Raw genomic sequence first — 24,843 nt, 5'->3', positions numbered from 1 at the left:
TTTGAATTTAGACAAAAAAATAGAATTTAATTTTTTTGATGAGATTAACGACGATTATACTTATGCTCGACTATTTCCCCAAAAAACCGTTGGTTTGGCAATTGTCTTTCTGTATGAAAAAGTTATAGCGGGTGATTTTATAAACAACCTATTTACAGAGAAAAACATCCATGATGCCTTTATCAAAGTAAGACCTCCAACTATAAGATTACAAAAGGAAGATTACAGTGCCTACATACATCATTTACAAGAATATTTTTTGGACTATGACCAAGAAAGTCAAAGATATTTTTTCAAGGACTACGCCTATAAGTTCTGTGAACACGCCAAAACCACTTTAAAGGGAGCATTTAACCCGACTCGTATTAAGCAATTATGTTCTGACTTAATAAAGCTACTGAAAGACATAGACAACGACAATGATTTACAAAATTGGTTGGAAAATCAATACAAAAGATTTGAGCCTGAATTAAGAGAGCAAATAGATTTTTTAGAAAAGCAAATAGCCAACTCAGTAGAGCAACTAAAAAAAGAATCAAATTTTACCGAACACAAGTTTATTGATGTACTAAAAAGCGTAGAAGATAACCTAGATATTGCACAAGAACAAAGCCGAGAATTAAGGTCAGCTTATGAAGAAACAAAGACAATACGAAATATACTCGATACAAAAGATATTGATGATAATTACATAAATGATTTAATCACAGAAGTGCATTTATTTATAAGGTTGGTAAATGCCAGATTGAATACTATTGATAGAAAACTAGAAAGAATTCAACCCAGAATTCGACAATTGTTTTCAACTTTGAATCGACCTCGATTCAATTCTAAAATTCAAAAATTCACAAGATATCTTTTAGACAAAAGTAGTATTGAATATATAAATAGCTCAAAATCAATTGTATTCCCCTTTTCCGTACCCACACCTAAATTGCACATTGAAGTACCTAACTTCACAGTTCTAAGAAAGGACTTAGAGCTTTTCCCTCCAAAGCCCAAGAAACTTATTAAATATCCACAAAACCTCTCGATAGTTGAGAGAAACAAACTGAGGACTTTAAAGGTAATAGAGCGGCAAGAAAAAATCTCAGTTTGGGAAAACTATATTATTTCAGAAATAGAATTAAGACAGCAGTTGAATTTAAGCGAAGTTTTCTACAAGATTTTAAATGAAGATAATGATTCCGAAATAGCAATTACAGTTTTGTTCAACATTGTTGTTAAAATCAGAAAGGACAAAAAATTAGAGTTGACAACTTATAACCAATTGGAAACCAACGAATATTTTAAAAACATAGCACTATGGAAAATGGAAGTAACGAAAACAAAATAGAAGACTTTCTACGTCATAGAAATACAAAAGATTTATTTGCAAAGCTTGATTATAGCTTGAAGGATGGAGTGCATATACAACAAGCAGGGAATCAAATAGAGCTTTACAATTACATTGTTAATAACGAAGAAAGCCTAAAACTTTATTATAAAGACCTCTTCAAAATTAACCTATCGTCTGGAGGTGAAATTCCCAGGAAATACTATTTCCTAGATTTTGAATCTCCTAATGATAGAGGAAAAATCACCTCTGACAATAGACATTTCCTTAAAAATGAGTATGTGATAATTGGTCTGATTATATACGAAGTATTATTTATTCATAAGGAGATTGAATTGAATTCTATTAGTAAACTAAAAGAAAAGATAAGGATAGACTATGACGATATAAAACCCGGTCTCTATAGATTAATTGCTAAATCAAATAATTTACTGCCTAGCAATCTTAATGACGATGCAATAGATAGGACAATAAAAAATGCATTAAATGAATTCAGTAAAATAGGATGGTTTACAATATCAAACGATGAATTTGAACCATTGCCCGCTTTTGATAGATTAATAAATTTCTACGAAAAGGAAATTCAAGATATAGACGAAATACTCAAAGAATTAAAATGAAAATATATCCAAAAATAAAGAGGTTATCGACCCTAGGAATTATTCATCATCAAAACTTTGACTATGAGTTCAATTCTTTCAGAACAGACTTTGTTGGTGAGGGCGGTTCAGGTAAAAGTTTAATTTCAGATTTATTACAACTGATTTTTGTAGGAACGTCAGTTTTTTATTCTCCAACCATAAGTGCTGAAGAAAGACTTCCCAAAACAATGGTCCTGCCCAGGAAAGGTAGAGGAACTGACTATGGTTATGCTTTCCTCAACATAGAGACTTTAGAAGCCAATTACATTGTCATAGGTATCTATTTAGAGAGTTCAGGTGCTTCCCAAATGTTTATTATCCAAAATGGTAATGACTTTAGCGAAGACACCAAATTAGTGCCATTTTCTACTTTGTTAAGTTATTCAGATTTAATTCAAGACGGAGAAATATTACCAATTGAACGAGTAAAAGAACATATAAGTGACGTAATAGGAATTACCTGCGAATCATGGCAGAAACTAGGTCGTTATCATAAAATATTGTGTAATACAGAAAACTCTATTATTCCAGTTGATATATCTAAAAATCGTAAAGCACTACTTAGTTACTCAAATATAATACAAGCCTTTTCCAGAAGATCTTTAGATATATCTAAAAGTGAGAAGTTAAAACGTTTTTTATTTGGCGACGAAGCGGAAAAAAAATTTAAAGATAATTTTAACAAAGCAGTAACTGAGTTGAATTCAGATGTTGAAGAATATAAAGAAAATTCTAGTGAAATACAGAAACTAAAGAATAAACATACAGAATTAGCTGATTTACTGAAAATTAAAAAACAAAGAGATACCCTCAAAGAGTACTATCTTCTGGCTAAGTATCACCATTTAAATAATAAAAATAATATTACTGAAAAAGAAGTAAAAACGGTTTTAGGTAAATACAACAGAAGTATAGAAGCTCTGTCTTGTTTAAAGGTCATAGTACGTGAAAAGATTGAAATCATTAAATCCGAATTAGATAAAATAGAAAAGAATTATCAAAATACTGTTGATACCAAAAATGAATGGAAAACAAAAAGTGATAGCATAAAGTTCTTCTTTGGATGGATGGAAAAGTTCGATTGTGGCAAAGAGGAAGTCCTCAATAAATATCGTTTATACCACAAATCAAAAAGCAAAATAGATAATATAAACTTACTGATAGAAAAACTAAATCAAAAGGACATATTTACATTTTTTGAGCAAAAATCCTGGGGCAAAAATATACTTCTTGAAATAGTTACAGAGATAAATAATATTAGTGAGAGCATATTGACCAAGAACAAATTAAAATCTTTGAACAACATCAATAATCCAAATTCTTTGGCATATTGGGCAATGAATTTGAAAAGAGCCCTTAATCTTCAGGAAGAAAGTATTATTCATAAATACCAAAGAGAAGATATTAAGGTTGATGAACCAAGCACCCCAAATTATAGATATGTTCCAAGACCAAAAGAATTAATTGAAGATTTCAATGTTTATAAAACAGAGCAAAACGGTTTTTGGATAAACCTAAATGGTATTAAAGAGTTTATAGAACATGTTAATGAGCCAGTCTTTGATAAATTAGATAAAAATGAAATAGAAAAATATTTCAAGTCTCAAAGTAACTTGCTTGAAGACGATATAGCAGAACTTCAAAAGAATAAAACACTTTATAATACGCTAAAAGATGTCTTCGAGAGCCTTGACAATCCTTCTGGTTATATTCAAGATTGGAACTCTCGTAAAGAGATAAAGGACACCGAACATTACGAACTATATGACCTTACTCCAGATGAAATTGAAAAATATGCTTCTTTATTTGATAGTGCCAACCAAATTGATGAACAAGTAAATCTTGCAAATAAAGCTTTCAACGAAATTGACAAGAAAAGAACAAACCTAAAAACACTATTGAACAATCTAGAAACTGAATTAGAAGACTTCGTTGAGCCGATTGAGTTAAGTCAAATAAGTGAATATGTAAAAAAGTTTGGCTATCAAAGCGATAAGGCTGATAGTGATAATATTGTAGCTAACAGACTTGAAAGTTCTAAAAGTTATTTTAGAGAATTGCAAGCTATAACCAGGGAGAAAACTCTTGATATTAACCCTTTAGAAACGTTAAAAGAACTGGATGAACAGTATGACGAATCACAAAAATTGGCAAATAAAATAAGTATAGATTTTGTTCGAGAATTTGATAAGGAGGTTGCAAAAGAGATTCAAGACAGGGTACTTAATAAAGAAGAGCTCGAATCTCTTGAAAATAATTGGAATGGAAAAGAACGCTCTTATTTGGTTTCTTATAACACGTTAGCAAGTAATTATATGGAGAATAATTACGAACGATATAAGGACACTGGTGATTTTAAAGGATTATGTGAAGAGATATTACCTCCCGAAATTTTTGATGGAGATGAAGTCTTAGAAGAAGAAGTGATTGAAAGAATCAATAAAAGACTTAGAGATATAAATATTAAAAATCAACAATTAAATGGAAGGAAACTACAAAAACTCAATTCTATTATTGATGAAGTAAACTCTGAGGTAAGTTTACAGCTAGACTATGTCCGTAGAGTCAGGAACTTTTTAAATTCGGACAATAAGATTATCACAGGAAATCATAAGGCAACATTGAAACAAAGTCTCAATAATTCTTTTCCTAGAGAGTGGATGCAAGACTTTATAGATAAAGTGAATGAAGAGCTAAGCCTTGGAGTAGAAAAATCTTTAATGGAGCCATTAAAAAGCTTTACTAACGAATTGGAAAGCTTTGTTTCATTAGAGGATAAAATGATTGAAGCGTTTCACAGATGCGGTGGTTCCCGAACAATAAGACCTACAATTGAAATGCTTCTGAGTCCTCAATCATATTATGACTTAAGTTTTTTCATTAAGTCGAAATTAGGAAAGAATTCTGGTAGTACAAGTCAAACATATTCTGCGATAGCACTTCTTTGCATAGCTAGATTATCATTGATTGATAAAGAAACTCCCCTTGCTAAGGAAGCAAAACCTGGTATTCGTTTCATGCCTATAGATGAAGCAGAAGGTTTAGGAAGTAATTTCGATATGTTGTACGAAATCGCAAAAGAAAATGATTATCAATTATTATCATTATCTATCCGTCCAAATAAAGTAGATGCCAAAAATCAAAATATATACTTATTACAGAACAATTTAGAAGTTGAGGATAGAGTCAATTATGACCCAATACCAATATTTGGAAATTTTGATGAAAATTAATTTTACACCTTTGAAAAATATAGAATGGAGACATTTAAAAGGATTGAATGAGCTTTATGTAAAAAAGCGAACAAGGTTAAAAATAACTAGTAACGCTTTTATTAATCAAGTTTTATTTAATCAGAAAAAATTGATTAGGTACAAGCTTGGAAATCATTCAATAATTGAAGCAAGTGATAGGTACTATAAATATTATGAAGAAAATTTCGAAGATATGTATAACTACTACCTGTCATTCTTCAAAAAATCTGGTATTGAGAACAGTGCAGTAAAAAGGTATACAGAAGATGATTTAAAATCTTTAATATTCATATTTAATAATAATAAAGAATTAAAAAAAGTCTTAACTACTGAATACACCTTCTCTAATAGAGTATTCAAAGGAAAAGGAGCAAAATATTTAGCAGGCAAACCTGGATTAAAAAAGGATGTTTTAAAACTTTTGGAAATAGAAGAGTTTCCAGAAAAAGATGCTAAAAATAACCAGTGGCGAATAGTGGTCGATTGCAAAAATCCAAAAGTAATTGTATTATGTGAAAACATCGCATGTTTAAAAGTACCCACTGAGTATAAAAGAAATGGTATTGAATTATGGTATGTCGGTGGAAACAACACTAAACCTCTTGTGGATTTACCACTTGAAAAATTCAAATACCCTATCTATTACTTCTGTGATTGGGATTATCATGGGCTATCTATTTTTTCAAGAGTAAAAAACATCTTTAACTCTAAAGGGAAAGGTATAGAATTGTTAGAGCCATTAAATTTAGATAATGCTTTACCTGTAAACTCTCCAAATCATAAGAGCAAATGGAAACCTGAAAAACTATCTAGATTAAAAGAGTCAGATTATAATGATTCACAAATTAAAATAATAGAAAGCTTAATTAGCAAAAACATTTGGATTGAAGAGGAGTCAATGGGCTTAATTGAATTATTGGAATCCAAGAATATAATTTAATCACCACAAACCACATAACTTCACAACCTTACATACACCATTATCTCATCTACCAATCAACAATGTATTTTCCAACAATTCTAAAAAATACATGTATGTATTCTGGTCTAAGTATTTATTACATTGCCTGCCTCTATACTGTATATAGCAAAAGTACATTGCCTCTAATTCGTTTTATTCACCTATATAGCACTGCTACTTTCATAAACAACACTTACCAAAAAGATATCTCCTCTTTTTTCATACTCATCTCATATTAAGGGTAATGGCTGGTTAAAAATACCTGTTATTGGGTATTTCTAAATTTTTAATAAGAAATATCTTTATGTTTTGTAATATAATTATTATGTTTTATATTACAAAAACCAACCAAACATTCTAATTATGAATAAATTACCAATCATTTTATCTCTTATTCTGAGTATTTCAGTATTTGCTCAAGAAAGCCCTATTAAAATCGGTAAGAAAGAGAATTTTTTCCTCACAATCAACAAGGATGAAACCTATATTGTTAAAGATGTAAAGTATCAGAGCAATACAGAATCAATAGGTAAAGAAGTAACATTGAACTTAAAAAGAAACTCGATTGACATCTACCTGAACTGGATTAACCCCCTTCAGTACAAGCTTGTTATTCAAGATAGCGTAATAAATGACCTAAGAGTGGAAGAGGTTAAAAAGTTCTTCAAAGAAAATTTAACAGGCTTAGCAGGTGGCTCATCATTATTGAAAGCGGGTTCGTCCGGTTATCAGCCAATAGATTGTTCTAATATTAATGGTAATGATAGAGTAAGTAAGATATTCCCAGAAGTCTATAACGGTTTCAAGGCAGGTAGTTTCAAAGCAGGAAGCGATTTATGCAAGTATTGGCAGATGATGGATGCTCTTTTAGAATTGGAATTACTCGAAGAAGAGAAAAAAGTAAAGAACATTATTCAAAATTTGTATAAAGCTGATTCTCCAAATAAAGTACAAATAAGTTATTCTGCAGCAGAAGAAATTATTAAAAGAATTGAAGAAAACGATAATGAAATTGTTGCCAAGCTTTTTCAGATTAATGATGATGCTAAAAAGATTGATGACGTTAGTAAAGGAGTTCTAAAACAGAGAATACGGCAATTTCATAAAGAGCTTTCATCAAGCTATAAAAACATCAAAAGGTTAATTGAACTATTAAAAACTTATATGATTCAAATAAAGGTTTCATTGAAAAAAAAATCACCTGATTTTAACAATTATTATAGAATTAAACCTTTGAAATTAAAACAGGGCAAGTCCATTAAACTCAATATTTCACTTTCTACACGTGAACTCAAAAAAGATTTCACCTTAGAAGACAAATCAAAAATAAAAGAGCATAAATTTTTAATACAGAAATACGATTTTATAACCCCAAAAATTGGAACAGGTTTATTTTACTCTAGTGCAACATTAAATGGTTTTGGTGTAACAACAAATGACCAAGATGAATTAATTGTGACACAGAATGATATAGATAAAAACACAGTTGTAACAGGTATTTTCTTAAACCTAAACTTTGATATTAATTCGCAATTCTTGTCTCCGTTAATCCAAATTGGTGTTGACCCTACAAAAGAGAGACCGTATTTACTTTTAGGTGGTGGATTCTCCATTCCAGTTTCAAATTTTGCTTTTTCAATTGGTCCCATTTGGACTTGGGAACCAGAACTAAATGACTTAAAGTTGGATGAAACTGTTTCTTCAACAAGCGTTCTAAAAGAAGATTTATCTTATAAATTCCAAACAACTCCAAAAGGTATCTATTTGGGTCTTAATTATTCTTTTTAAAATGAAAAAAGTAGTCACACTAATTCTAATAATACTATCTGCAGTTTCTTTTTCTCAGGAAAATCAAACGAATAAATACGGACTAAAAATACCTTCACAAGAACTCTTAGACTCACTCCCACTACAAAAATTCATCCCAGCACGACCAAGATTTATTGAAAAAAAAAGAGATTTAAGTTCATTGATGCCAATACCAGGTAATCAGGGTTCAACACAAGGAAGTTGCGTAGCATGGACTTTGGGATACGGTCTAAAAACTTATCAAGAAAGAATTGAGGAAAATAATCCTAACATATTGATGAGTCCAACATTTATATTTAATAGCTTAAAAGGTATGGCAGGGAAATGTGGAGAAGGTATTCATTTTTCAAACGCATTTGAATTTTTAAAAAAGAATGGAGTTTGCTTTTGGAATGATATGCCATATAAAGAAAAAAACTGTAATACTTCACCTTCATATCTAGCTAAAAGGAATGCGGAGCGATACACTATTGAAGACTGGAAAACAATTTATGCAAGCAAAAATATTCCCATATCTGATATCTATCCAATTAAATATGAAATATTTAATGGTAACCCAGTTGGAGTTGCCGTTTGGTTAGATTCAAAAATTGCGAATTTCATGGATGATATTCGTCCGAACAAGAAAAAATTTGTTTGGCAAAAACCATTGAATGATACAAGCAAGAAATATTTTTATCACGCTCTTTTGTGTGTTGGCTATGATGATGACAAAAAAGAGTTTAAATTATTAAATTCGTATGGACCAAACTCGGGTAATGATGGTTACATATATATTTCATATGATGCTTTTAAAAAAGCTATTTATGAAGCATATTATGCTATAGACTCTAATAATTATGGTAAGTATACGATAGCGACTAGACCTAAAACCTATGACAAGGAATTTGGACTCGTTGAGACGACATCTGATTTTTATGGCTGGCTTAAAAAGGGTTATTATATTCAAATAACTGATGATATAAAAGTTAGTTGTGTTTATCTCAATAAATCTAGTGATTTAGTAATCTTAAGATTATCTGATACATCTGGTTCCACAAATAAATTAATAGGTTCTTATAAATTTAATTCTGGCGATGAATATGAGATAACTTACAATGGAAAAGTCTTTAATCTCAAATTAGACAAGATTGCCGGAGCTGGTTTCAATATTTTTAAATCGGCTGCATTCATTCAATTATCAACTAAATAATTAATAAAGGAAAGTGTTCATGATTATTCAAGTTCACTTTCCTTTTTCCCTTTATCTGCATTAAAAATCACCACAACTAAAAAACACTAAAACAGCTAATAACGAAACATTATTTTCTAAGTATCCTTCTAAACTTTACAAGTTCTTCCTCGTTCAGCTCCAACCTTAAATAATTCTTTCCGAAACTGCTTTTTACAACCTTTACATTATCTAGTACGTAGCTAAAATCGTTTTTTACAGAGTCCATTTTCCATTCTAAGTTTTCATATCGGATTTTTGGTACGGTAGTTTCTACCTGTTTTTTCTCTCTTGGCGTATCCTTAAATTTGCGTTCCACGAGTAAGGGTTCTTCTTGTACTAAACTTTCTCCAAAAAGAGCTGACAACATAGCATTGGTAGGCTTGGTCTGGCTCTTTTCTATATCCTTGATAATGGCTATGGATGCTTCGGTACGCTTTCTATTTTTAGCGATTTCCTGTATGATACTCTTTTCAAATCGGTCTGAAGGTAAAAAGCCATGCCATTCAAAAAAATCTATGACAAGTTCCATCGTTTCTGAATAGGATTTTGATACTTTTTTAGAAAAACGTTTAAATCTTATTAAGGTTTTCTTTTTTAATCGTACTGTTTTAAAATCATCCATTTGGGCTTTATTTTTATCAATTGTGACAATATTTTTCAATGTTCTCAGGGCTTTTCAAAGTATTTGTGACAATTTATTTTTTTATCCAAAAAACACAAATCTTCTGAAACCCTTATAAATACAGGGCTTTGCGAAGCAAATGAGAAACGTAACACCGCTTTAGCGTGTTACCCTCTTGCTTCTCCAACTTTAATCGCTTTGGCGATTAAAATCTCCGAACAACTGACAAAAAAGTCAGTTGCTTACTTACGGAATTTACATTCCGTTCCATCTTACATTTTGAATGATATGGTTATTTGGAAAGTCAAATCAAAATTGAATAACCATACATAAAATCACTGTTTCACAGCTCTTTAAAAATACAAATTAGTGTTGTATTTTTTAGCAAAAAAACTCTTCATTTTAAACAAGACTATTTGTTTTGTTTTGATGCTTTAGATATTAAATCGTCATTAAAATTATATTGATTTTATACCGTTTGCTTGCTCAAATTATTTTTAACCTTTTCAATGAAATTTTGAGTGTAAAGATGTTCTTTTTCAAGAAAATCAAAATAGGGATAACGAAATATAAACACGAATGTACATCACTATCACACCACAAAATTAGAAGGTTCTTATTCATCAGTATCAATTACTATATGAAATCAAAACTGGAGAAAAAAGACGATTTGTGTATGTCCTTCCTAAGTTTGTTCTTGGAGATAATGAAAAATTACAGATTGAACTTAAAGAGTTAAATGGAAGTAGGAAGATTGTTTTAAAGGATTAAAAAATCCAAAAACTAGTTTTTGTTGTATATACCTAAAAGCAAACAATCTATACAATTCTATATACACCAAATCGTAAGTAGGTTGTAACTTTCAACTGCCTCTATGAACAACAAACTAAATACATCCGCATTAAAATATACAGTACTACCACTGAAACAACAATGTTTAGAACCTTTTGTTAAGCGTATATCCTATATAGAAAATGAAACTATCAAACCCCAGTCTCACCTACTTCCTCCACTTGATACCATTGGGTTTACCTTTTTTTTTGGAGACCAGATGAGGACTGAACATAAACAAGAAACTGTTCTTCTTCATAAAAGAGCTTGTATAGCAGGAATTATAACAAAAGAAGATGTTTCAATAGTACACCAAGGTGTCGTCAAGCAGATTTTTGTAAAATTCACACCAACAGGTTTTTATCGTTTGTTTAAAAAGGAAGGCAAAGAATTTACAAATAAACCACCTGCCGATTTATCCACCATAAATGCACAAGCATTGGAAATGGAATTAGAAAATTGTCCAAAAGAAATAGAAAACATTCAAGAGGTTATTGAAAACTACTTACTTTCCAAAATACCTACTGCACTTCCAGAAATACCACTTATAAACATGGTAATAGAATTGATGCAAGAAGATATTACTGGTAGAAGAAATGTAGAAGATATTTGTGAGAAAGTTGGGGTGAACCAACGTTATCTTTTCCGTTTGTTTAAAAAGGTTATAGGAATATCTCCAAAAAAATACTACAAAACATTGCAATGGAATACTATCATGACCATCATAAATGAAAATGAAGAAGAGTCATTAACTAGAATTGCATTGGAATGCGGTTTTTACGACCACCCTTCTTTTACAAAAGAGTTTAAAAAATTTATGGGAATATCTCCAAGTAAGTTTATTAATAATGATATTCAATTGGCTGAACTAGCTTTAAAAAGAAATAGTTAATACTATTTTCGGGTATTCAAACTACAATACATTACCATAGAATATTGGTAATCTTCACAATTGAATATATCAATATCATTTTTCCTGTTTTTAAAAGTCAATGTCCATTTTATACAAGACTTAGCTAATAATTACACCTAGATTTATCGGTTAGTTTAAAAACAAAAACATGAAAAAAATAATTGTAGTATTATTATTGTGTGCAACTCCTATTTTTGGACAACAAAATAATACAATCACGGTAGTAGGCGAAGCCTCTAAAAAATTTGAAATCGAAAAATATATCGTTCATTTTGAATTTAGAGAACTTGTTGCTGATGGATATCAAAATGTTGAATCCAAAAAAAGAGCTCAAATCATCGAGGATTACAAAAACAAATTAAAAAAAATCAATATTGATTTTGAAAAATTTGAGAGAAATAGATTGCTGCCCTTGACAACTTCAGCTTATGCCAGAAGTTCATATTATGAGTATACAACAACATCTTTTGAAGAAGTAGAAAATTTGTTTGGACTTCCAATGCAAGGGGTAACAATAACTTGGGTTGAAATTTTGACTAAGAAAAACACGAACTCAGACCTTGTAACATTAGATAAAACAGCTATAAATGATGCTAAGAATAGAGCTAATACTATAGCTAATGGTATCAATAAAAAGATTGGAGACATCCAAAAAATAGAAACTCTCACTGATAAATCTCCAAGAGTCTTTAATTCTTCGAAGCCTCACGAGTTTCAAAAACATTATGTTAAAGTAACTTTTACTCTAGAGTAATTTTTTTAAATCTCAAAAAACTTCTATTCTTCAAGGTTTTGCCAAATAAATTTTCAATTGGGTTACATACAATGTGTCCTTAAGTAAAGACTTTGATAGAGAAGCTGCTTTAATTTCCACCAGTTTATGATGATAGAATTAACAAAAAAGGTTTTTGCTCTTTTAATATGTCTAATGAGTGTATTCTATATACAAGGTCAGGAAGTTGAAAGTGCTAGCGTAACCTCAAAAAAGTTTCAATTTAATTTTTATTTAAGTCCTGCCGCTTTTGGTAGCCAAGGAGTGGCATTCCCCATTATGATGACTAAGTTTTTACCAAGTGTAGAATACAACATAACAAAAAAAACATCGACATACGCGTCACCAGGAATTACTGCAGGAGTAGCACCAGGTGTTATTTTACATTTTGAAACAGGAGTAGCATTTAAAGGTCTCACTGTAGATTATAGTACCAATTCATTCATAAATCTAGTAAAAGATGATGAAGACGATGATGACAAGGCAAAACGAACAGCCAGTAATGGTAATATCAATTTGGGATTCAAGTTTAGATTAAAAAAAAACGGAACATTATTATGGTTAAAAATAGGCAAAAGTATTTCAGAAAGAGGATTTGATGGTGTACATCCAATTTGGAATGGAAATCATGCAGAAATTAGAATACTGATGGACTAATAGATAAAAATTAAATATAGTGTGTCTTCAAAAAATATACTCATTTACATCTTCTATAATTACATCGATTAAAACTTTATTAATGAATATGTCAAATCTTAAATTTACCATCCTACCGTTAAAAGAAAAAGCTTTAACACCCTTTGTAAAACGTATATCTTATATAGAAAATGAAACTGTAGAACCCCAATTGCACCCTATACCTCCCTTAGACACAACCGGGCTCACTTTTTTCTTTGGAGACTTAATGCGAAATGTATATGACCAAAAAAATGAACCTTTGCCAAAGAGAGCTTATGTACTAGGAATAACAACGAAAGGAGGGGTTTCAATAGTCCACCAAGGTACCGTTAAGCAGCTTTTTATTGAGTTCACACCTACGGGATTTTATCGTTTGTTCCATAAAGATGGAAATAATTTCACTAATAATCCTCCATCAGATTTCTCTACTATAGATGCACAAATATTGGAAAAGGAATTAGAAAATTGTCCCAGAGATATAAAAAGCATACAAGAAGTTTTTGAAAATTATCTATTAAGTATAATACCTACTGCCCTCCCTAAAATTCCTTTGATAGATGTCGTTGTAGAATTGATGCAAACAGATATTGTAGGCAAAAGAAGTGTAGAAGAGATTAGCGAAAAAATTGGAGTGCATCAAAAGTACCTTTTTCGCTTATTTAAAAAGGTAACAGGTATTTCCCCTAAAAAATACTATAGAACCTTGCAATGGAATACCATTATGGCCAGTATCAATCAAAATGAAGAAGATACGTTAACCAAATTGGCATTGGAATGTGGATTTTATGACCATCCGTCTTTCACTAAAGAATTTAAAAAGTTCATGCAAATTTCTCCGAGTGAGTTTATAAATGGTGATGTTAGTTTAACGGAAATGGTTCTTAAACAGCGTTCTTGATAAAGATTGAAAAAAACAATAACGGTACTTTCAGAAGAGCTTTAGTTACATCTATTGAAGATGTGGGCACTCAGTGAATCTTACATAATTACGTAAATGTATCACCCAGGAGTGTACAAACGGGCATTATTATACGAGTTGATTTATACGAAACAACTTTTAAGTTGGTAACGGTAAGTACAGAATCACTAGGGGCTTAATAATATACTCGTGGAAAAGAACTTCTACTTATAATTGAGAACCATTGTTATGGAGAACATAGTGGTAATATTAAGTGTGCTGATAATTATCTTATCACTTTTAATTTTTCGAAAAGGTTGGTTTTGGTTACTAGGTTTTTTATCTAAAATGCTCGAGCATAGTACTGTACAACGTTTGCTCTTGCTTATATGCCTCTTACTCTTAATACTGCTGGGCTATTTTTCTTTTGAAAGATAAATAGAAAACCTGACCAATTTAAATGGGTATCTAGAATAAAATAGCCTTGTCCATTTTATACAAGATTTACTTGATTTTCATAACTAGTTTAGCCAGTTCATTTTAAAAGAAACATAAAATTATGAATGCAAAAAAGAAATTAGTTAGGTTAGTAATGGTACTTATGGTATCAATTTCAATTTTCTCATGTTCCGATGGTGAAGATGGTGCGACAGGGCCAGCTGGTCCAGCAGGAGTTGACGGTACAGATGGAGTAGATGGTGAAGATGGCGCACCAGGTACTGCCAATGTTATTTATTCTGAATGGATTGAAAAAGGATTTGATGATGATTCTGGCGTAGGTACTCCAACCGCAAGTTTTGATATTGAAGCGCCTGAAATTACTGAAAAGGTATTAGATCAAGGGGTTGTCTTGGTATTTGGCAGGAGGTTCACCACGGTAGCTGAGGATGTAAATATTGATGTTTTTCAATTGCCTTATACTTTTTATGATACAGATGTACAATATCGTCATAGAATTACCCCTCCAAGTGGGAATAAGGCTACTGGAGTAATCAAAATTCAAGCAAGGTCAATTAATGGCTCTAACTTGAATGGAAACGTACATAGAATTGATGAATATCGATACGTTATAATACCAGGTGGAGCTGCAGTAGCACCGTCTTCTTCTGGGAAATCATCAAGTGTAGACTACTCTAAAATGTCATACGGAGAAATTAAAGCTCAATTTAATATTTCAGAGTAAAATTTGTAAAAGTTCCCCCAAATTTTACAGTTGAAAACTTATCCCCTCATGAGGCTTTGCACCGCGAGGGGTTTTTATTCTTCCAATGTTTGTCGAAGCTAGATAATATAGCAACCCAAAACAGCAATAGCATAACCTATTTAAAAAAATTACAATGAAAACAATCAAAATTATTCAATATTTAAGTCTTGTGTTTTTAGTTTTTGTTACTTCATGTGGAAGTGACGACAATAATGCTCCGGATCCAGTTTCAGAACCTGATCCAGTAACAAATCCAGACCCTGTAGAAGAAAATAAATCACCTGAAACCTTTAATCTTATTTCGCTTGCTGATGGTGAGGTAGATACTGATATAAAACCGACTTTTAGTTGGGAAACGAGTACAGACCCCGATGGAGATGCAGTGACCTATGATTTATATCTCGATTCTAAAAATCCACCAGAAATTTTATATGGTGAAAACATAAGTAATACCAACCTTGAAACAACAGAAAGCTTAGGATTATTAAAAAATTATCATTGGAAAGTGGTGGCAAAAGATGATAAAGGCGGTAGTACGGAAAGTGCAATACATAGCTTTACTACACGAGATTTACAAATACCAAATGAACCGATAGCCTTAAATGCAGAATTTAGTAATAGACGCAAAGCATCTGTTATAGAGTTTGAGGATAAATTATGGGTGATTGGTGGGAATACAGATGATTTTTCTGATTTAAATGATGTTTGGCAAAGTGAAGATGGGGTTAAGTGGGAACAAGTAACACCAGAAGCTCCATTCTCTGGTAGACGGGAGCATACCTCTGTTGTGTTTGATGATAAAATATGGATTATCGGTGGGTATAATGGAGACATATATTTAAATGATATTTGGTATAGTGAAGACGGTGAAAATTGGACCCAAGCAACTGCAACTGCTCAATTTTCAGGAAGAGGCAGACATACCTCTGTAGTCTACAATAATAAAATCTGGGTCATTGGTGGATATAATGGCACTAATAACAATGAGGTTTGGTCTAGTGAAGACGGAATAACCTGGGCGGAAACCACACCTGTTACTTCAATTTTTTCAGAAAGGTCACTTCATACCTCCGTAGTATTTGATGATAAACTATGGGTAATTGCAGGAACAGATGATACCCGTCAAAATGATGTTTGGTATACCGAAGATGGTGCCAATTGGACAGAAGCCACTTCTGCAGCTCCGTTTGCTAAAAGAATCAGGCATACTTCAGTAGTATATGACAATAGAATTTGGCTATTTGGTGGCGCTGCGCCTAGTAGCCTAAATGATGTTTGGTATAGTACCAATGGTACCGAATGGAAACAATTCACTAACAATGCACCTTTTTCCAAGAGATTCGACCATATTTCAACAGTATTCAAAGAAAAAGTTTGGGTAATCGGCGGATATGATGGGAGTTACCTAAATGATGTTTGGGCATTTGATTAATTAAAAAGCGTCTGAATGTTGCATCCAAAAAAATATAAAAGATGAAAACAAAAAATAAATTGGCTAATGTAGTAAGGATACTTATGGTATTGGTTTTTGTTGTCTCATGCGGAAGTGACGACAATAACGCTCCAGATACAATTTCAGAACCTGACCCTGCAGAAGAAAATACCCCCCCAAACTCTTTTAATTTAAATGAGATAGCTAATGGAGCAACTGATATAAGTGTATTACCAGTTTTTAGTTGGGAAACGGCAAGTGACCCTGATGGAGATACCGTAGTGTACGATATGTATTTGAGTACAGAACAAACTCCAACAAATTTGTATGTAGAGAATTTAACCACTACTAATTTTAGCACTACAAATCAATTGAATTTTTCTGAAACGTATTATTGGAGAGTAGCCGCAAAGGACAATCAAGGAGGAGAAACTAGTAGTACTGTATATAGTTTCACAACAAAATCAGAAGAAAACAATACTGCCTCGATTTTAGATGATTTTGATGGCACTGGTCCGCTAATAGATTATGTAACAAATAATGCCGAAGTATTACCTAATGTAACTAGAGTTTCAGGAAGATATCATGCAGTTCTAGATGACAACACAAACAATCAAACTTTACATTTTAATCAAGACCAAGGGCGATTAGATGCAAAATTATTGACCTTTCCTTTTGAGGTCATAGCAAGAAATATAGGTATTGGTACAACCACAGATTCGCAAACAGCACCATCCCATAACGGAACTCAATATAATTTTGCAGGAATTCAAGTGCATGCAGAAGATTTTAATTCTATAAACTCTTCGCATATAGTGGTGGGTCATAGAGGAGCAAGAAGATTCACCATAGAAGGAAAAAACACTGTTGATGGCGTTTCCTTTGTAAATGATGCAGGTATAGATATAGCACCTTTAGGACGAGTAGATATACGCATTGTTGGTGATGAAAATAACGAGCTTACTTTTTATTGGCAACAACCAAACCTAAGTAATGGTGCTACTCCAGATGAATGGACACTTTATACTGGTACAGGTAAATTACCAGGAACAGCGCCCTCATATGGCAATCAGGTATACGTAGGCCTTATTACCTATGCCTTTGGAAATGCAGGAATTCCATTTGTAGGGACATGTGATGCTATTGAGTTTAACAACTTATAAATAGAAAATGAGAAAAACAGAAATATATACCAGCGAGAAAAAAGCAATGAGACTTCTTGTAATTTCATTATTTTTTATTGCTCTCAGTGTTTATTTTATTATAAACCCCAAAGTTTTTATTAACTCATTTTTACAGGGCGCTTACCTCATTCAGGGAATAGGTTTCTTAGGTGTATTGTTTTTTGGATTTGGTATGTACGTTGCTACTAAACGTATTGTAAAAACAGAATTGGCATTGGTTGTCGATACAGAAGGTATACATATGTATCCTAAAAAACCAAACAGTAAAATAATTGATTGGGACTGTATAATGGCTTTTTCTGAAATTAAAATTAACAGTCAAAAAAATTTAATCATTGAGGTTTCCAATCCAGAGTATTGGTTACTAAGTGAAAGCAATATGATTAAGAAAAAAATGATGCAATTTAACTTTGCTAATTATGGCTCTCCATTAAGTATTTCAACAGGTTCTCTAGCGATTAGTCAAGAAGATTTGATACAAGTATTAGAAGATGGTTTAAAGGCGAAGAAAATCAAAACAACCAGAAAAGAAGGCAAATTTTTCATCTCTGAAACCAAAATAATAAAAAGCTAAGCTCATTTGTATGGCATTGTAAACCCAAAAACACATTACTGCATATGTTTTAAAGCTTTAAAAGAAATGAAAATAACACGATTAGTAATATCAATTTTTAGTTTAATGTTAGTTAGTTCTTGTAGGGAATATATTGACAAGAAAACAACCAATCATCAATATTTTGATAAATCGGTATCCGACACTATCTCAACAGAAAAGTTGATAGCCGTCACAGATGAAGAACACCTTCAATATGGGGTAAGAGTAGCATATGTAAATGAAAAGAATGATACGATAATCCCGTTTGGAAAATATGCTTACTATGGAACAGATACTTTAGAGTATTATGCCAATGTTCTTGAACATCCAAATGACACTACATACAGAAGACTGATTGCTATAGACAGAAATCAGAATGTTTTGTTTGATGCTGTGGTGTTTAACAATGGTCCGGAGCCTTTTGTTGAGGGGTTAACAAGGGTGATTCGAAATGGAAAAATGGGGTTTGCCAATAAATTTGGACAAGTCGTTATTCCTTGTGTATATGATTTTGCCAAATCATTTAAAAACGGAAAAGCAGAAGTAACATACAATGCAACGGAATATTTAAATATGGACAAACACAAAAAAGTTGAAAGCGATGAATGGTTTATGATAGACGAAAAAGGAAATAGACTAAAAAATGATTGCGATATTGGCTATAATCTTGTTAAGAAAAATGACAGTATAATAGCGTCTTTAGACATTAAAACTATTTTGGAGAAAAAATTTTGGTGGAATAGATGGGATAGCATGAATGAACCGGATTTAAGAAAAATGACTTCAGAGACATATCGCCTTACTAACATATATCTTGATGGTACGATAACTGTAATTAGAATGCAAAAGAATAAGAATGCTATCGAGTTAATAATAAAGAAACAGTTAGGAACATCAAAATATAGACCTGACCCCAAAGACATCCTCCCCTTTGATTATTCTGAAAAAAAAATAAAAGCTAATGAATGGAATGACTTTATTGAATTGACAAACCAAATGAATTTTTGGACAATGCCTTTTAAAATCGATAGAGCAGGACCGGACAACGACGGCTCGTCTTTGTTGTTATTAGAAGGTTTTATACCTAAATCCAACCATTATACTAAAAGAAATTATCATATAGTCACTTGTCAAACAGTAATGGACTCAACAACAAACTTTAAAAAGTTATATGATAAAATATATGAGCTTAGTAAAAAGTAAACCGTTTGTAGAAATTAAAAAAGAAAGACAAAATGAGTGAGTTCTCGGAATATGAGAAAATGTCTAATAATTTAAAAAAACTAGGATTAAATGACCGTGATTTTTCAAAGATGGAAAAACTTCAATGGGTGGTTACTGAAAAAATTCATGGTGCAAATTTTAGTTTTGTTTATGAAAATAGAACTTTAAAATATGCGAAAAGAAAAGAGTATTTATCATGGAATGATGACTTTTTTGGTTTTCAAATTGTGGTAAATAACATAGAGAATAATATTTTAAGGTTATTCGAAGATTTAAGTTTTAAAATAGAAGCTACGAAATACATTATTTATGGAGAATTATTTGGAGGTATGTATCCTCATCCAGATATTGAACCAATCCCCAATTTACATGCTATTCAAACGGGTGTATATTATTCACCAAAAATCAATTTTTGTGCTTTTGATATTGCGATAGAAACAGATGATATACAATCTAAGCGGTACCTGGATTATGAATCATCACTCTCTTACTTTGAAAAACACAAAGTATTTCATGCTAAACCATTATTAATTGGAAAGCTCATAGAAGCTTTAAATTTTAGGAGAAGAATTAATTCTATCATACCGCAGCAGCTAAAGCTCCCTGAAATAAAAGAAAACCTAATAGAAGGTGTTGTCATAAAACCCTTTAATCAGATTGATTATAAATTGATTCATTCAAGACCTATAATCAAATTAAAAAACAAAGAGTTTGACGAAGAAAAGAAATATCATCAAGCTAAAAAATGGACATACACTCCTAATATTTCATCTAAATCAGAAGATTTATTTTTCATATTTGACGAATTGAGAAATTATATAAATACAAACAGATTACAAAGTGCTATCTCTAAAATAGGAGCTTTGGTTTTCACCAATGAGCAAAGAGTAACTGATATTGAATCTGAATTCTTTAGAGATATATTAGTTGACTTTAACGAAGACAATGAGAATCTTTTGGAAGAGTTATCTAATGATGAAAAAAAATGGATTGATGAGAGAGTTTATGCTGAAATAAAGAAGGTAATAACTTTTGTTAGGGCTACTTGAAAATGGTACGTTATAAATTTACTATTAGTGTTTTCTTTTGTTTATTTCTTATAGGCTGTGAAACACCTCCAGAAAGAGAATTAATACATCATGAATTTAACTCGGGAATATTTAGAATTACGTATCGCGAACCAGGTGCCCCTTTTTCTGACCATCATATGATTTTGAGTTACACAGATAGTCTTGGTAAAACTGTATTTGAAGAGGAGACAGAATTGTTCAATGACGGAAAAAATTTGACTAATAATAATGTCAAGATTCAAAGGGTTAATGGAAGTATTGAATTTGTATTGATAGGAGAAGAACAGAAACCAGAATCTTGGAAATTACATCCATTATCTGGATTTGAAAAACTAACAAAACCTTTTGCAAGGCATTAGAAAAATAGAGAAACAAACACCTCAGCAAAAGGTAAACGCAATAAATAAAAAATACGCTTGAGCAAAGTATGAAAACCTACTTTTTAAAATAAGATTTAGATGAGAACAGCCTTACATAACATACTACTATTACTAATTGTTTTGACAACTTTAGCTTGCAATGACGATAAAAGTAATATTGTCGTAACTGGACAAGTGATTGACGAAATAACAGGGAAACCGATTCCAAACGCCGAAGTTCTTGTTCGTTGTTGGTATCATCACAATATTGACGATAATTCGTTTAATGAAGAAACGTTGACAACAGATAACTATGGCTGGTATGAAACTAGGTTTAGCAAGGGACACAAAGTTGATGTTGCCTCAGTAGCGGATGATTACCAGCCAAGCAGAAGCCATAATGAACTTAAAGACAATGTAGTTGAAGTTAATTTGAAACTAAAAAAAGGAAAAGAAAACCCAACTCTTATAACCAGTACTGTTTTGTATAAAGACCCTCCATATCTTAAAGTTCGTATTCCAGCAGATAAAAATGGAGAAGAAATGGATTTTGAGAATGCTAAATCATTTGGCTTTGACTTTAAATCCTTAAAAACAAACTCCGACACAACACAAACAGACTTTTGGTATAGAATTGAAAACAAAGAAGGATTGCCTTCAACAATTGTAACTTCTAATAAAGGTGGGTTGATTCCAATATTTGACGATGAAATTAAATCCTCCTTGGTTTATGAAAAGACTACCGCGCCTATAAAAGGCTATGTAACTACATATAAATTAACAGGAAAAGAAGAAGGCTTTTTTATTCGTTGTAGAGATGGGAAGACTTATGGAAAAATGATTTTTGGTGAAGCAGAGGTTGACGTAAGCACACCAGATGGACTAGGGAGTTTTTACAAAGAATTTGGAAAAAACATTATTTGTTTATATCAACCAAATGGAACAACGGATTTGTCCTATCCTCAAACAGATATTGACTTAAAAGACTTTTTATAAGGTTTTAGATATTAAAGCATCATTAAAATTGTATTGATTTTATATCGTTTGTTTGCTCAAAGTATTTTTAACCTTTTCAATGAAATTTTAAGTGTAATGCTTCAAATCGTTTTAAAAGCTAATTTTCTTCTTTTAAATTACAATAACTCATTGTCTGAAAAACTAAAATAATCTCCATTTGGAGCCATAATTATATGGTCTAAAACTTTTACATCAAACATTTTGGCTGCCTTCTTGATTTTATTGGTGATGTATTTGTCCTGTACACTGGGTTTTAAATTTCCAGATGGGTGGTTGTGACAAAGAATAATTGCTACTGATAATGTCTTTAGCACTACAGCAAATAGTATTCTCAAATCGATAAGTGTTCCTGTAATACCTCCTTGGGATAGCTCGTATATCCCTTTGACTTTATTGCTATTGTTCAATAGCACCACTTTAAAGTTTTCATGTAATTCAATAGTATCTTTGTTCCAATCTTCATACAATAATCTTCCTGCACTTTTTGAAGAACTTATTTTTTGCCAATGTGATGCTTTTATATACTCTTTATAGCTAACTTTTATTTCATTGATTTTGTTCTTCTTACTTTTTTTCTTTTTTGAATTGCTTTTCATAGAGCCTCGGTATTATCATTTTTGAAGCTTGCCTTATTCAATATTCAGGTTTGATAAGACGTATAAAAAAGGGCGAGGTACGAGCCTGGTTTATGCCGTCGTTCAAAACTGAATATTGTTTTTTTGCTATCAAAAAAGGTAATGGCGAAGGCTCTTTAAAGTATGAAACAGGACAGTAGTTTGATTTTTTTCAACTACATGATATTGTATCAATCGTCTATAGACTATATAGAAATTAATTGAATACTAAATAATTATATTTAATTAATCAAAAAAATATATCCTGCTATGGGAAATGAAATCAAACTTAACGAGATTACCTATTTCTTCGAACATCTGGCAAATGAGAATTCCTGTAAAGACTTTTTTCACTTAAACAGTATATTAATGTCTGGGGTTCACATAATGAATGAAGACCAACTATTACTTACTATAATAAAAAAGTATTATAATGTGCTATGCATTTTTTATAATACATTTTATGGCTTGGAATTAGATAAAGAAACAAAAGTAGGTAGTAGTTATTTTTATTTAAGTTTCAACGACTGATAATAAAAAACTACAATAAAACATCTTAGACTCCTTTTGAGTGCTATTTAGGCAATTTTACTTTCCTTTTCTTTAAACCGCTCCAATAAATTGCCAATATCCTCACTTATTTTAGTCTCTACTACTCTTGCATAGATTTGTGTTGTAGATAGCTTGGTATGTCCTAAAAGTTTGGATACGGTTTCTATAGGAACACCATTGGAAAGCATTACGGTTGTCGCAAAGGTATGTCTGGCTACATGAAAAGTGATATTTTTATGTATACCGCATGCTGTTGCTATTTCTTTTAAGTAAGCATTGGTCTTTTGGTTGGAGTTAATGGGCAAAATATTGGCGGTAAAGTCCGTTTCTTTTATGGTTCTATATTTTTCCAGTATTGACCATGCTTTAGGTAGTATAGGTATTTTTACTAATTCATCTGTTTTTTCTCTTTTAGTATGTATCCAATAGTTATTATCAATTCCTCTAACGATGTGGATGTTTTTAAGTTCCTTTATATCGACATAGGATAACCCTGTATAGCAGGAAAATATAAAACAGTCCTTTATTCGCTCCAATCGTTCCACTTTAAATTCAGTGGCTTCCAATAAATCTAATTCTCTTTGGCTTAAGTATTCTCTATCGTACTTGTTATACTTTAACTGAAATTGTTTAAATGGATTTTTAACCATCCATTCCAGTTTAATGGCTAGGTTTATTATTTTCTTGAAGCGCTCCAGATGTTTCATAACGCCATTATTGCTTAAAACATGTTCCTTTTTAGAATTTTTATAATTCCGTAAGTAATGCTCAAAATCTGTGATAAACCTAAAGTTTAGTTGTTTTAGGTAAAGGTCTTTTACTTTTCTCTTTTTAAGCAAAAACCGTTGTAAATACTTTTCTGTGGTATAGTAGTTCTTCATGGTTCCTGCTTTCAGTACATGAACCATATTATCATTGTGATAGGCTATTAATTCTTTTAATGTTTTACTGTTGTCATCTTCTCCTAGATATCGGGACTTAATAGCATTCGAGGTTATTATTTTATCCTCTTCTACAAACTGTTTGTGGCATTGGAGTAGTTTACCATACACTTGGTCTAAATAAGCGTTCAGGGCTCTTATATTTTCTGATTTTCCCTTACCCCTATTTTTGGTGGAATCCCATTGTGCGGAATTTGCACACCGTTTTAGACTGATTTCGGCTCTTTTACCGTTAACGTTTATGCGTGCATAAATGTTAAGCTCTTCGAGGTTGCTTCTTGATTTTCTTGTGAAGAAAGTAATGGAAAAGGTACTTATTGTTCTCATTTTAAGCGACTTTGATTAAACAATGATTTGTAAATACGAAAGTCAAATCACGCTTCAAAGTCTCATAAAGTTAGTACATTTTTGATGAAATATTGCACACCTAATTGCACACCTTTTTATTAGTTTTAAATGGTTTTATTTGGCATCAAAAAAAATGTGTAAAAACAAAAAACACTGAAAATCAAATGATTAACAGTGTTTTGTTGTGACCTATTTCTAGGTTCGTCGGGGTGGCAGGATTCGAACCTGCGACCTCCGCGTCCCAAACGCGGCGCGATAACCGGGCTACGCTACACCCCGAATTGGTTATCATTTTAGGACTGCAAATATAGACTTTTTATCCATTACACCGTTTTTTATATTAAAAATATTTACCGCAAAATATAATCAGAAGCA

22 protein-coding genes, 1 tRNA gene and 1 pseudogene are annotated in these 24,843 nt (G+C 31.6%); 20 read left to right on the top strand and 4 right to left on the bottom strand.

The window, feature by feature from the left end:
- Nucleotide 1: 1 nt before the first annotated feature.
- From Q4Q39_RS01955 to Q4Q39_RS01930, 6 genes are all read left to right on the top strand, one after another.
- A complete protein-coding gene (locus tag Q4Q39_RS01955) occupies nt 2-1,336 on the top strand; it encodes a hypothetical protein (RefSeq protein WP_303280677.1) in 1,335 nt (444 codons plus the stop codon).
- On the top strand, nt 1,306-1,956 hold the full coding sequence (locus Q4Q39_RS01950) for a condensin complex protein MksE (RefSeq protein ID WP_303280676.1): 651 nt from the start codon (nt 1,306-1,308) through the stop codon (nt 1,954-1,956). Before Q4Q39_RS01955 ends, Q4Q39_RS01950 begins: the two co-directional genes overlap by 31 nt.
- Nucleotides 1,953-5,210, top strand: coding sequence for a rhoptry family protein (locus Q4Q39_RS01945; protein ID WP_303280675.1), 3,258 nt, complete (start codon nt 1,953-1,955; stop codon nt 5,208-5,210). Before Q4Q39_RS01950 ends, Q4Q39_RS01945 begins: the two co-directional genes overlap by 4 nt.
- Nucleotides 5,211-5,220: 10 nt before the next feature.
- A complete protein-coding gene (locus Q4Q39_RS01940; protein ID WP_303280674.1) occupies nt 5,221-6,171 on the top strand; it encodes a Wadjet anti-phage system protein JetD domain-containing protein in 951 nt (316 codons plus the stop codon).
- Between the two features lie 384 nt (nt 6,172-6,555).
- Nucleotides 6,556-7,980 carry a hypothetical protein gene (locus Q4Q39_RS01935; protein WP_303280672.1) on the top strand — a complete coding sequence of 475 codons (1,425 nt, stop codon included), beginning with the start codon at nt 6,556-6,558 and terminating at the stop codon, nt 7,978-7,980.
- 1 nt (nt 7,981) lies between these two features.
- Nucleotides 7,982-9,193, top strand: a complete 1,212-nt coding sequence (locus Q4Q39_RS01930; RefSeq protein WP_303280671.1) for a C1 family peptidase — start codon at nt 7,982-7,984, stop codon at nt 9,191-9,193.
- Nucleotides 9,194-9,302: 109 nt separating this feature from the next.
- On the opposite strand, the gene Q4Q39_RS01925 is transcribed toward Q4Q39_RS01930, so the two are convergent.
- Nucleotides 9,303-9,836: a BfmA/BtgA family mobilization protein gene (locus Q4Q39_RS01925; protein WP_303280670.1), complete on the bottom strand. Its 534-nt coding sequence runs from the start codon at nt 9,834-9,836 to the stop codon at nt 9,303-9,305.
- 618 nt (nt 9,837-10,454) lie between these two features.
- Here Q4Q39_RS01925 and Q4Q39_RS20695 point away from each other — a divergent pair.
- From Q4Q39_RS20695 to Q4Q39_RS01860, 13 genes and pseudogenes are all read left to right on the top strand, one after another.
- Nucleotides 10,455-10,607 (top strand): annotated as a pseudogene (locus tag Q4Q39_RS20695) (DUF4138 domain-containing protein); the annotation flags it as partial.
- 103 nt (nt 10,608-10,710) lie between these two features.
- Nucleotides 10,711-11,559, top strand: coding sequence for a helix-turn-helix domain-containing protein (locus Q4Q39_RS01915; protein WP_303280669.1), 849 nt, complete (start codon nt 10,711-10,713; stop codon nt 11,557-11,559).
- Between the two features lie 169 nt (nt 11,560-11,728).
- Entirely contained in the window at nt 11,729-12,334 is a 606-nt protein-coding gene (locus Q4Q39_RS01910; RefSeq protein WP_303280668.1) for a hypothetical protein, read from the top strand.
- 174 nt (nt 12,335-12,508) lie between these two features.
- Nucleotides 12,509-13,009 (top strand): hypothetical protein, encoded by a 501-nt coding sequence (locus Q4Q39_RS01905; RefSeq protein ID WP_303280667.1) that lies wholly within the window; start codon nt 12,509-12,511, stop codon nt 13,007-13,009.
- An 82-nt stretch (nt 13,010-13,091) separates the two neighbouring features.
- A complete protein-coding gene (locus Q4Q39_RS01900; protein WP_303280666.1) occupies nt 13,092-13,928 on the top strand; it encodes a helix-turn-helix transcriptional regulator in 837 nt (278 codons plus the stop codon).
- Between the two features lie 559 nt (nt 13,929-14,487).
- Entirely contained in the window at nt 14,488-15,111 is a 624-nt protein-coding gene (locus tag Q4Q39_RS01895; protein WP_303280665.1) for a collagen-like triple helix repeat-containing protein, read from the top strand.
- A 154-nt stretch (nt 15,112-15,265) separates the two neighbouring features.
- Entirely contained in the window at nt 15,266-16,564 is a 1,299-nt protein-coding gene (locus Q4Q39_RS01890) for a Kelch repeat-containing protein (RefSeq protein ID WP_303280664.1), read from the top strand.
- A 41-nt stretch (nt 16,565-16,605) separates the two neighbouring features.
- Entirely contained in the window at nt 16,606-17,727 is a 1,122-nt protein-coding gene (locus Q4Q39_RS01885) for a hypothetical protein (RefSeq protein WP_303280663.1), read from the top strand.
- Between the two features lie 7 nt (nt 17,728-17,734).
- Entirely contained in the window at nt 17,735-18,322 is a 588-nt protein-coding gene (locus tag Q4Q39_RS01880; RefSeq protein WP_303280662.1) for an STM3941 family protein, read from the top strand.
- Nucleotides 18,323-18,388: 66 nt separating this feature from the next.
- The gene (locus tag Q4Q39_RS01875; protein WP_303280661.1) at nt 18,389-19,546 is read left to right on the top strand and encodes a WG repeat-containing protein; all 1,158 of its coding nucleotides are present in this window, start codon (nt 18,389-18,391) and stop codon (nt 19,544-19,546) included.
- A gap of 32 nt (nt 19,547-19,578) precedes the next feature.
- Complete coding sequence (locus Q4Q39_RS01870; RefSeq protein ID WP_303280660.1) at nt 19,579-20,616, top strand: RNA ligase family protein; 1,038 nt, start codon at nt 19,579-19,581, stop codon at nt 20,614-20,616.
- 2 nt (nt 20,617-20,618) lie between these two features.
- Nucleotides 20,619-20,996 carry a hypothetical protein gene (locus tag Q4Q39_RS01865; protein WP_303280659.1) on the top strand — a complete coding sequence of 126 codons (378 nt, stop codon included), beginning with the start codon at nt 20,619-20,621 and terminating at the stop codon, nt 20,994-20,996.
- Between the two features lie 99 nt (nt 20,997-21,095).
- Nucleotides 21,096-21,992 carry a peptidase associated/transthyretin-like domain-containing protein gene (locus Q4Q39_RS01860; protein WP_303280658.1) on the top strand — a complete coding sequence of 299 codons (897 nt, stop codon included), beginning with the start codon at nt 21,096-21,098 and terminating at the stop codon, nt 21,990-21,992.
- 137 nt (nt 21,993-22,129) lie between these two features.
- On the opposite strand, the gene Q4Q39_RS01855 is transcribed toward Q4Q39_RS01860, so the two are convergent.
- Complete coding sequence (locus Q4Q39_RS01855) at nt 22,130-22,609, bottom strand: JAB domain-containing protein (RefSeq protein WP_303280657.1); 480 nt, start codon at nt 22,607-22,609, stop codon at nt 22,130-22,132.
- A 288-nt stretch (nt 22,610-22,897) separates the two neighbouring features.
- Here Q4Q39_RS01855 and Q4Q39_RS01850 point away from each other — a divergent pair, with 288 nt between their 5' ends.
- Nucleotides 22,898-23,158, top strand: a complete 261-nt coding sequence (locus Q4Q39_RS01850) for a hypothetical protein (protein WP_303280656.1) — start codon at nt 22,898-22,900, stop codon at nt 23,156-23,158.
- Nucleotides 23,159-23,205: 47 nt separating this feature from the next.
- On the opposite strand, the gene Q4Q39_RS01845 is transcribed toward Q4Q39_RS01850, so the two are convergent.
- Together Q4Q39_RS01845 and Q4Q39_RS01840 are read right to left on the bottom strand one after the other, a co-directional pair.
- Nucleotides 23,206-24,447: a site-specific integrase gene (locus Q4Q39_RS01845; protein WP_303280655.1), complete on the bottom strand. Its 1,242-nt coding sequence runs from the start codon at nt 24,445-24,447 to the stop codon at nt 23,206-23,208.
- A 225-nt stretch (nt 24,448-24,672) separates the two neighbouring features.
- Nucleotides 24,673-24,747, bottom strand: a tRNA-Pro gene (locus Q4Q39_RS01840).
- Nucleotides 24,748-24,843 lie beyond the last annotated feature (96 nt).

Source organism: Flavivirga amylovorans (genome assembly GCF_030540875.1).
GTDB classification, from domain to species: domain Bacteria; phylum Bacteroidota; class Bacteroidia; order Flavobacteriales; family Flavobacteriaceae; genus Flavivirga; species Flavivirga amylovorans.
This window is presented reverse-complemented; position numbering and strand designations above follow the sequence as displayed.

Excerpts from the sequence above, each read along its gene's own strand:
- Q4Q39_RS01950 (WP_303280676.1), top strand. The coding sequence starts at position 1,306 with ATGGAAAATGGAAGTAACGAAAACAAAATAGAAGACTTTCTACGTCAT.
- Q4Q39_RS01945 (WP_303280675.1), top strand. The coding sequence starts at position 1,953 with ATGAAAATATATCCAAAAATAAAGAGGTTATCGACCCTAGGAATTATT.
- Q4Q39_RS01935 (WP_303280672.1), top strand. The coding sequence starts at position 6,556 with ATGAATAAATTACCAATCATTTTATCTCTTATTCTGAGTATTTCAGTA.
- Q4Q39_RS01930 (WP_303280671.1), top strand. The coding sequence starts at position 7,982 with ATGAAAAAAGTAGTCACACTAATTCTAATAATACTATCTGCAGTTTCT.
- Q4Q39_RS01925 (WP_303280670.1), bottom strand. The coding sequence starts at position 9,836 with ATGGATGATTTTAAAACAGTACGATTAAAAAAGAAAACCTTAATAAGA.
- Q4Q39_RS01915 (WP_303280669.1), top strand. The coding sequence starts at position 10,711 with ATGAACAACAAACTAAATACATCCGCATTAAAATATACAGTACTACCA.
- Q4Q39_RS01910 (WP_303280668.1), top strand. The coding sequence starts at position 11,729 with ATGAAAAAAATAATTGTAGTATTATTATTGTGTGCAACTCCTATTTTT.
- Q4Q39_RS01905 (WP_303280667.1), top strand. The coding sequence starts at position 12,509 with ATGAGTGTATTCTATATACAAGGTCAGGAAGTTGAAAGTGCTAGCGTA.
- Q4Q39_RS01900 (WP_303280666.1), top strand. The coding sequence starts at position 13,092 with ATGAATATGTCAAATCTTAAATTTACCATCCTACCGTTAAAAGAAAAA.
- Q4Q39_RS01895 (WP_303280665.1), top strand. The coding sequence starts at position 14,488 with ATGAATGCAAAAAAGAAATTAGTTAGGTTAGTAATGGTACTTATGGTA.
- Q4Q39_RS01890 (WP_303280664.1), top strand. The coding sequence starts at position 15,266 with ATGAAAACAATCAAAATTATTCAATATTTAAGTCTTGTGTTTTTAGTT.
- Q4Q39_RS01885 (WP_303280663.1), top strand. The coding sequence starts at position 16,606 with ATGAAAACAAAAAATAAATTGGCTAATGTAGTAAGGATACTTATGGTA.
- Q4Q39_RS01880 (WP_303280662.1), top strand. The coding sequence starts at position 17,735 with ATGAGAAAAACAGAAATATATACCAGCGAGAAAAAAGCAATGAGACTT.
- Q4Q39_RS01875 (WP_303280661.1), top strand. The coding sequence starts at position 18,389 with ATGAAAATAACACGATTAGTAATATCAATTTTTAGTTTAATGTTAGTT.
- Q4Q39_RS01870 (WP_303280660.1), top strand. The coding sequence starts at position 19,579 with ATGAGTGAGTTCTCGGAATATGAGAAAATGTCTAATAATTTAAAAAAA.
- Q4Q39_RS01865 (WP_303280659.1), top strand. The coding sequence starts at position 20,619 with ATGGTACGTTATAAATTTACTATTAGTGTTTTCTTTTGTTTATTTCTT.
- Q4Q39_RS01860 (WP_303280658.1), top strand. The coding sequence starts at position 21,096 with ATGAGAACAGCCTTACATAACATACTACTATTACTAATTGTTTTGACA.
- Q4Q39_RS01855 (WP_303280657.1), bottom strand. The coding sequence starts at position 22,609 with ATGAAAAGCAATTCAAAAAAGAAAAAAAGTAAGAAGAACAAAATCAAT.
- Q4Q39_RS01850 (WP_303280656.1), top strand. The coding sequence starts at position 22,898 with ATGGGAAATGAAATCAAACTTAACGAGATTACCTATTTCTTCGAACAT.
- Q4Q39_RS01845 (WP_303280655.1), bottom strand. The coding sequence starts at position 24,447 with ATGAGAACAATAAGTACCTTTTCCATTACTTTCTTCACAAGAAAATCA.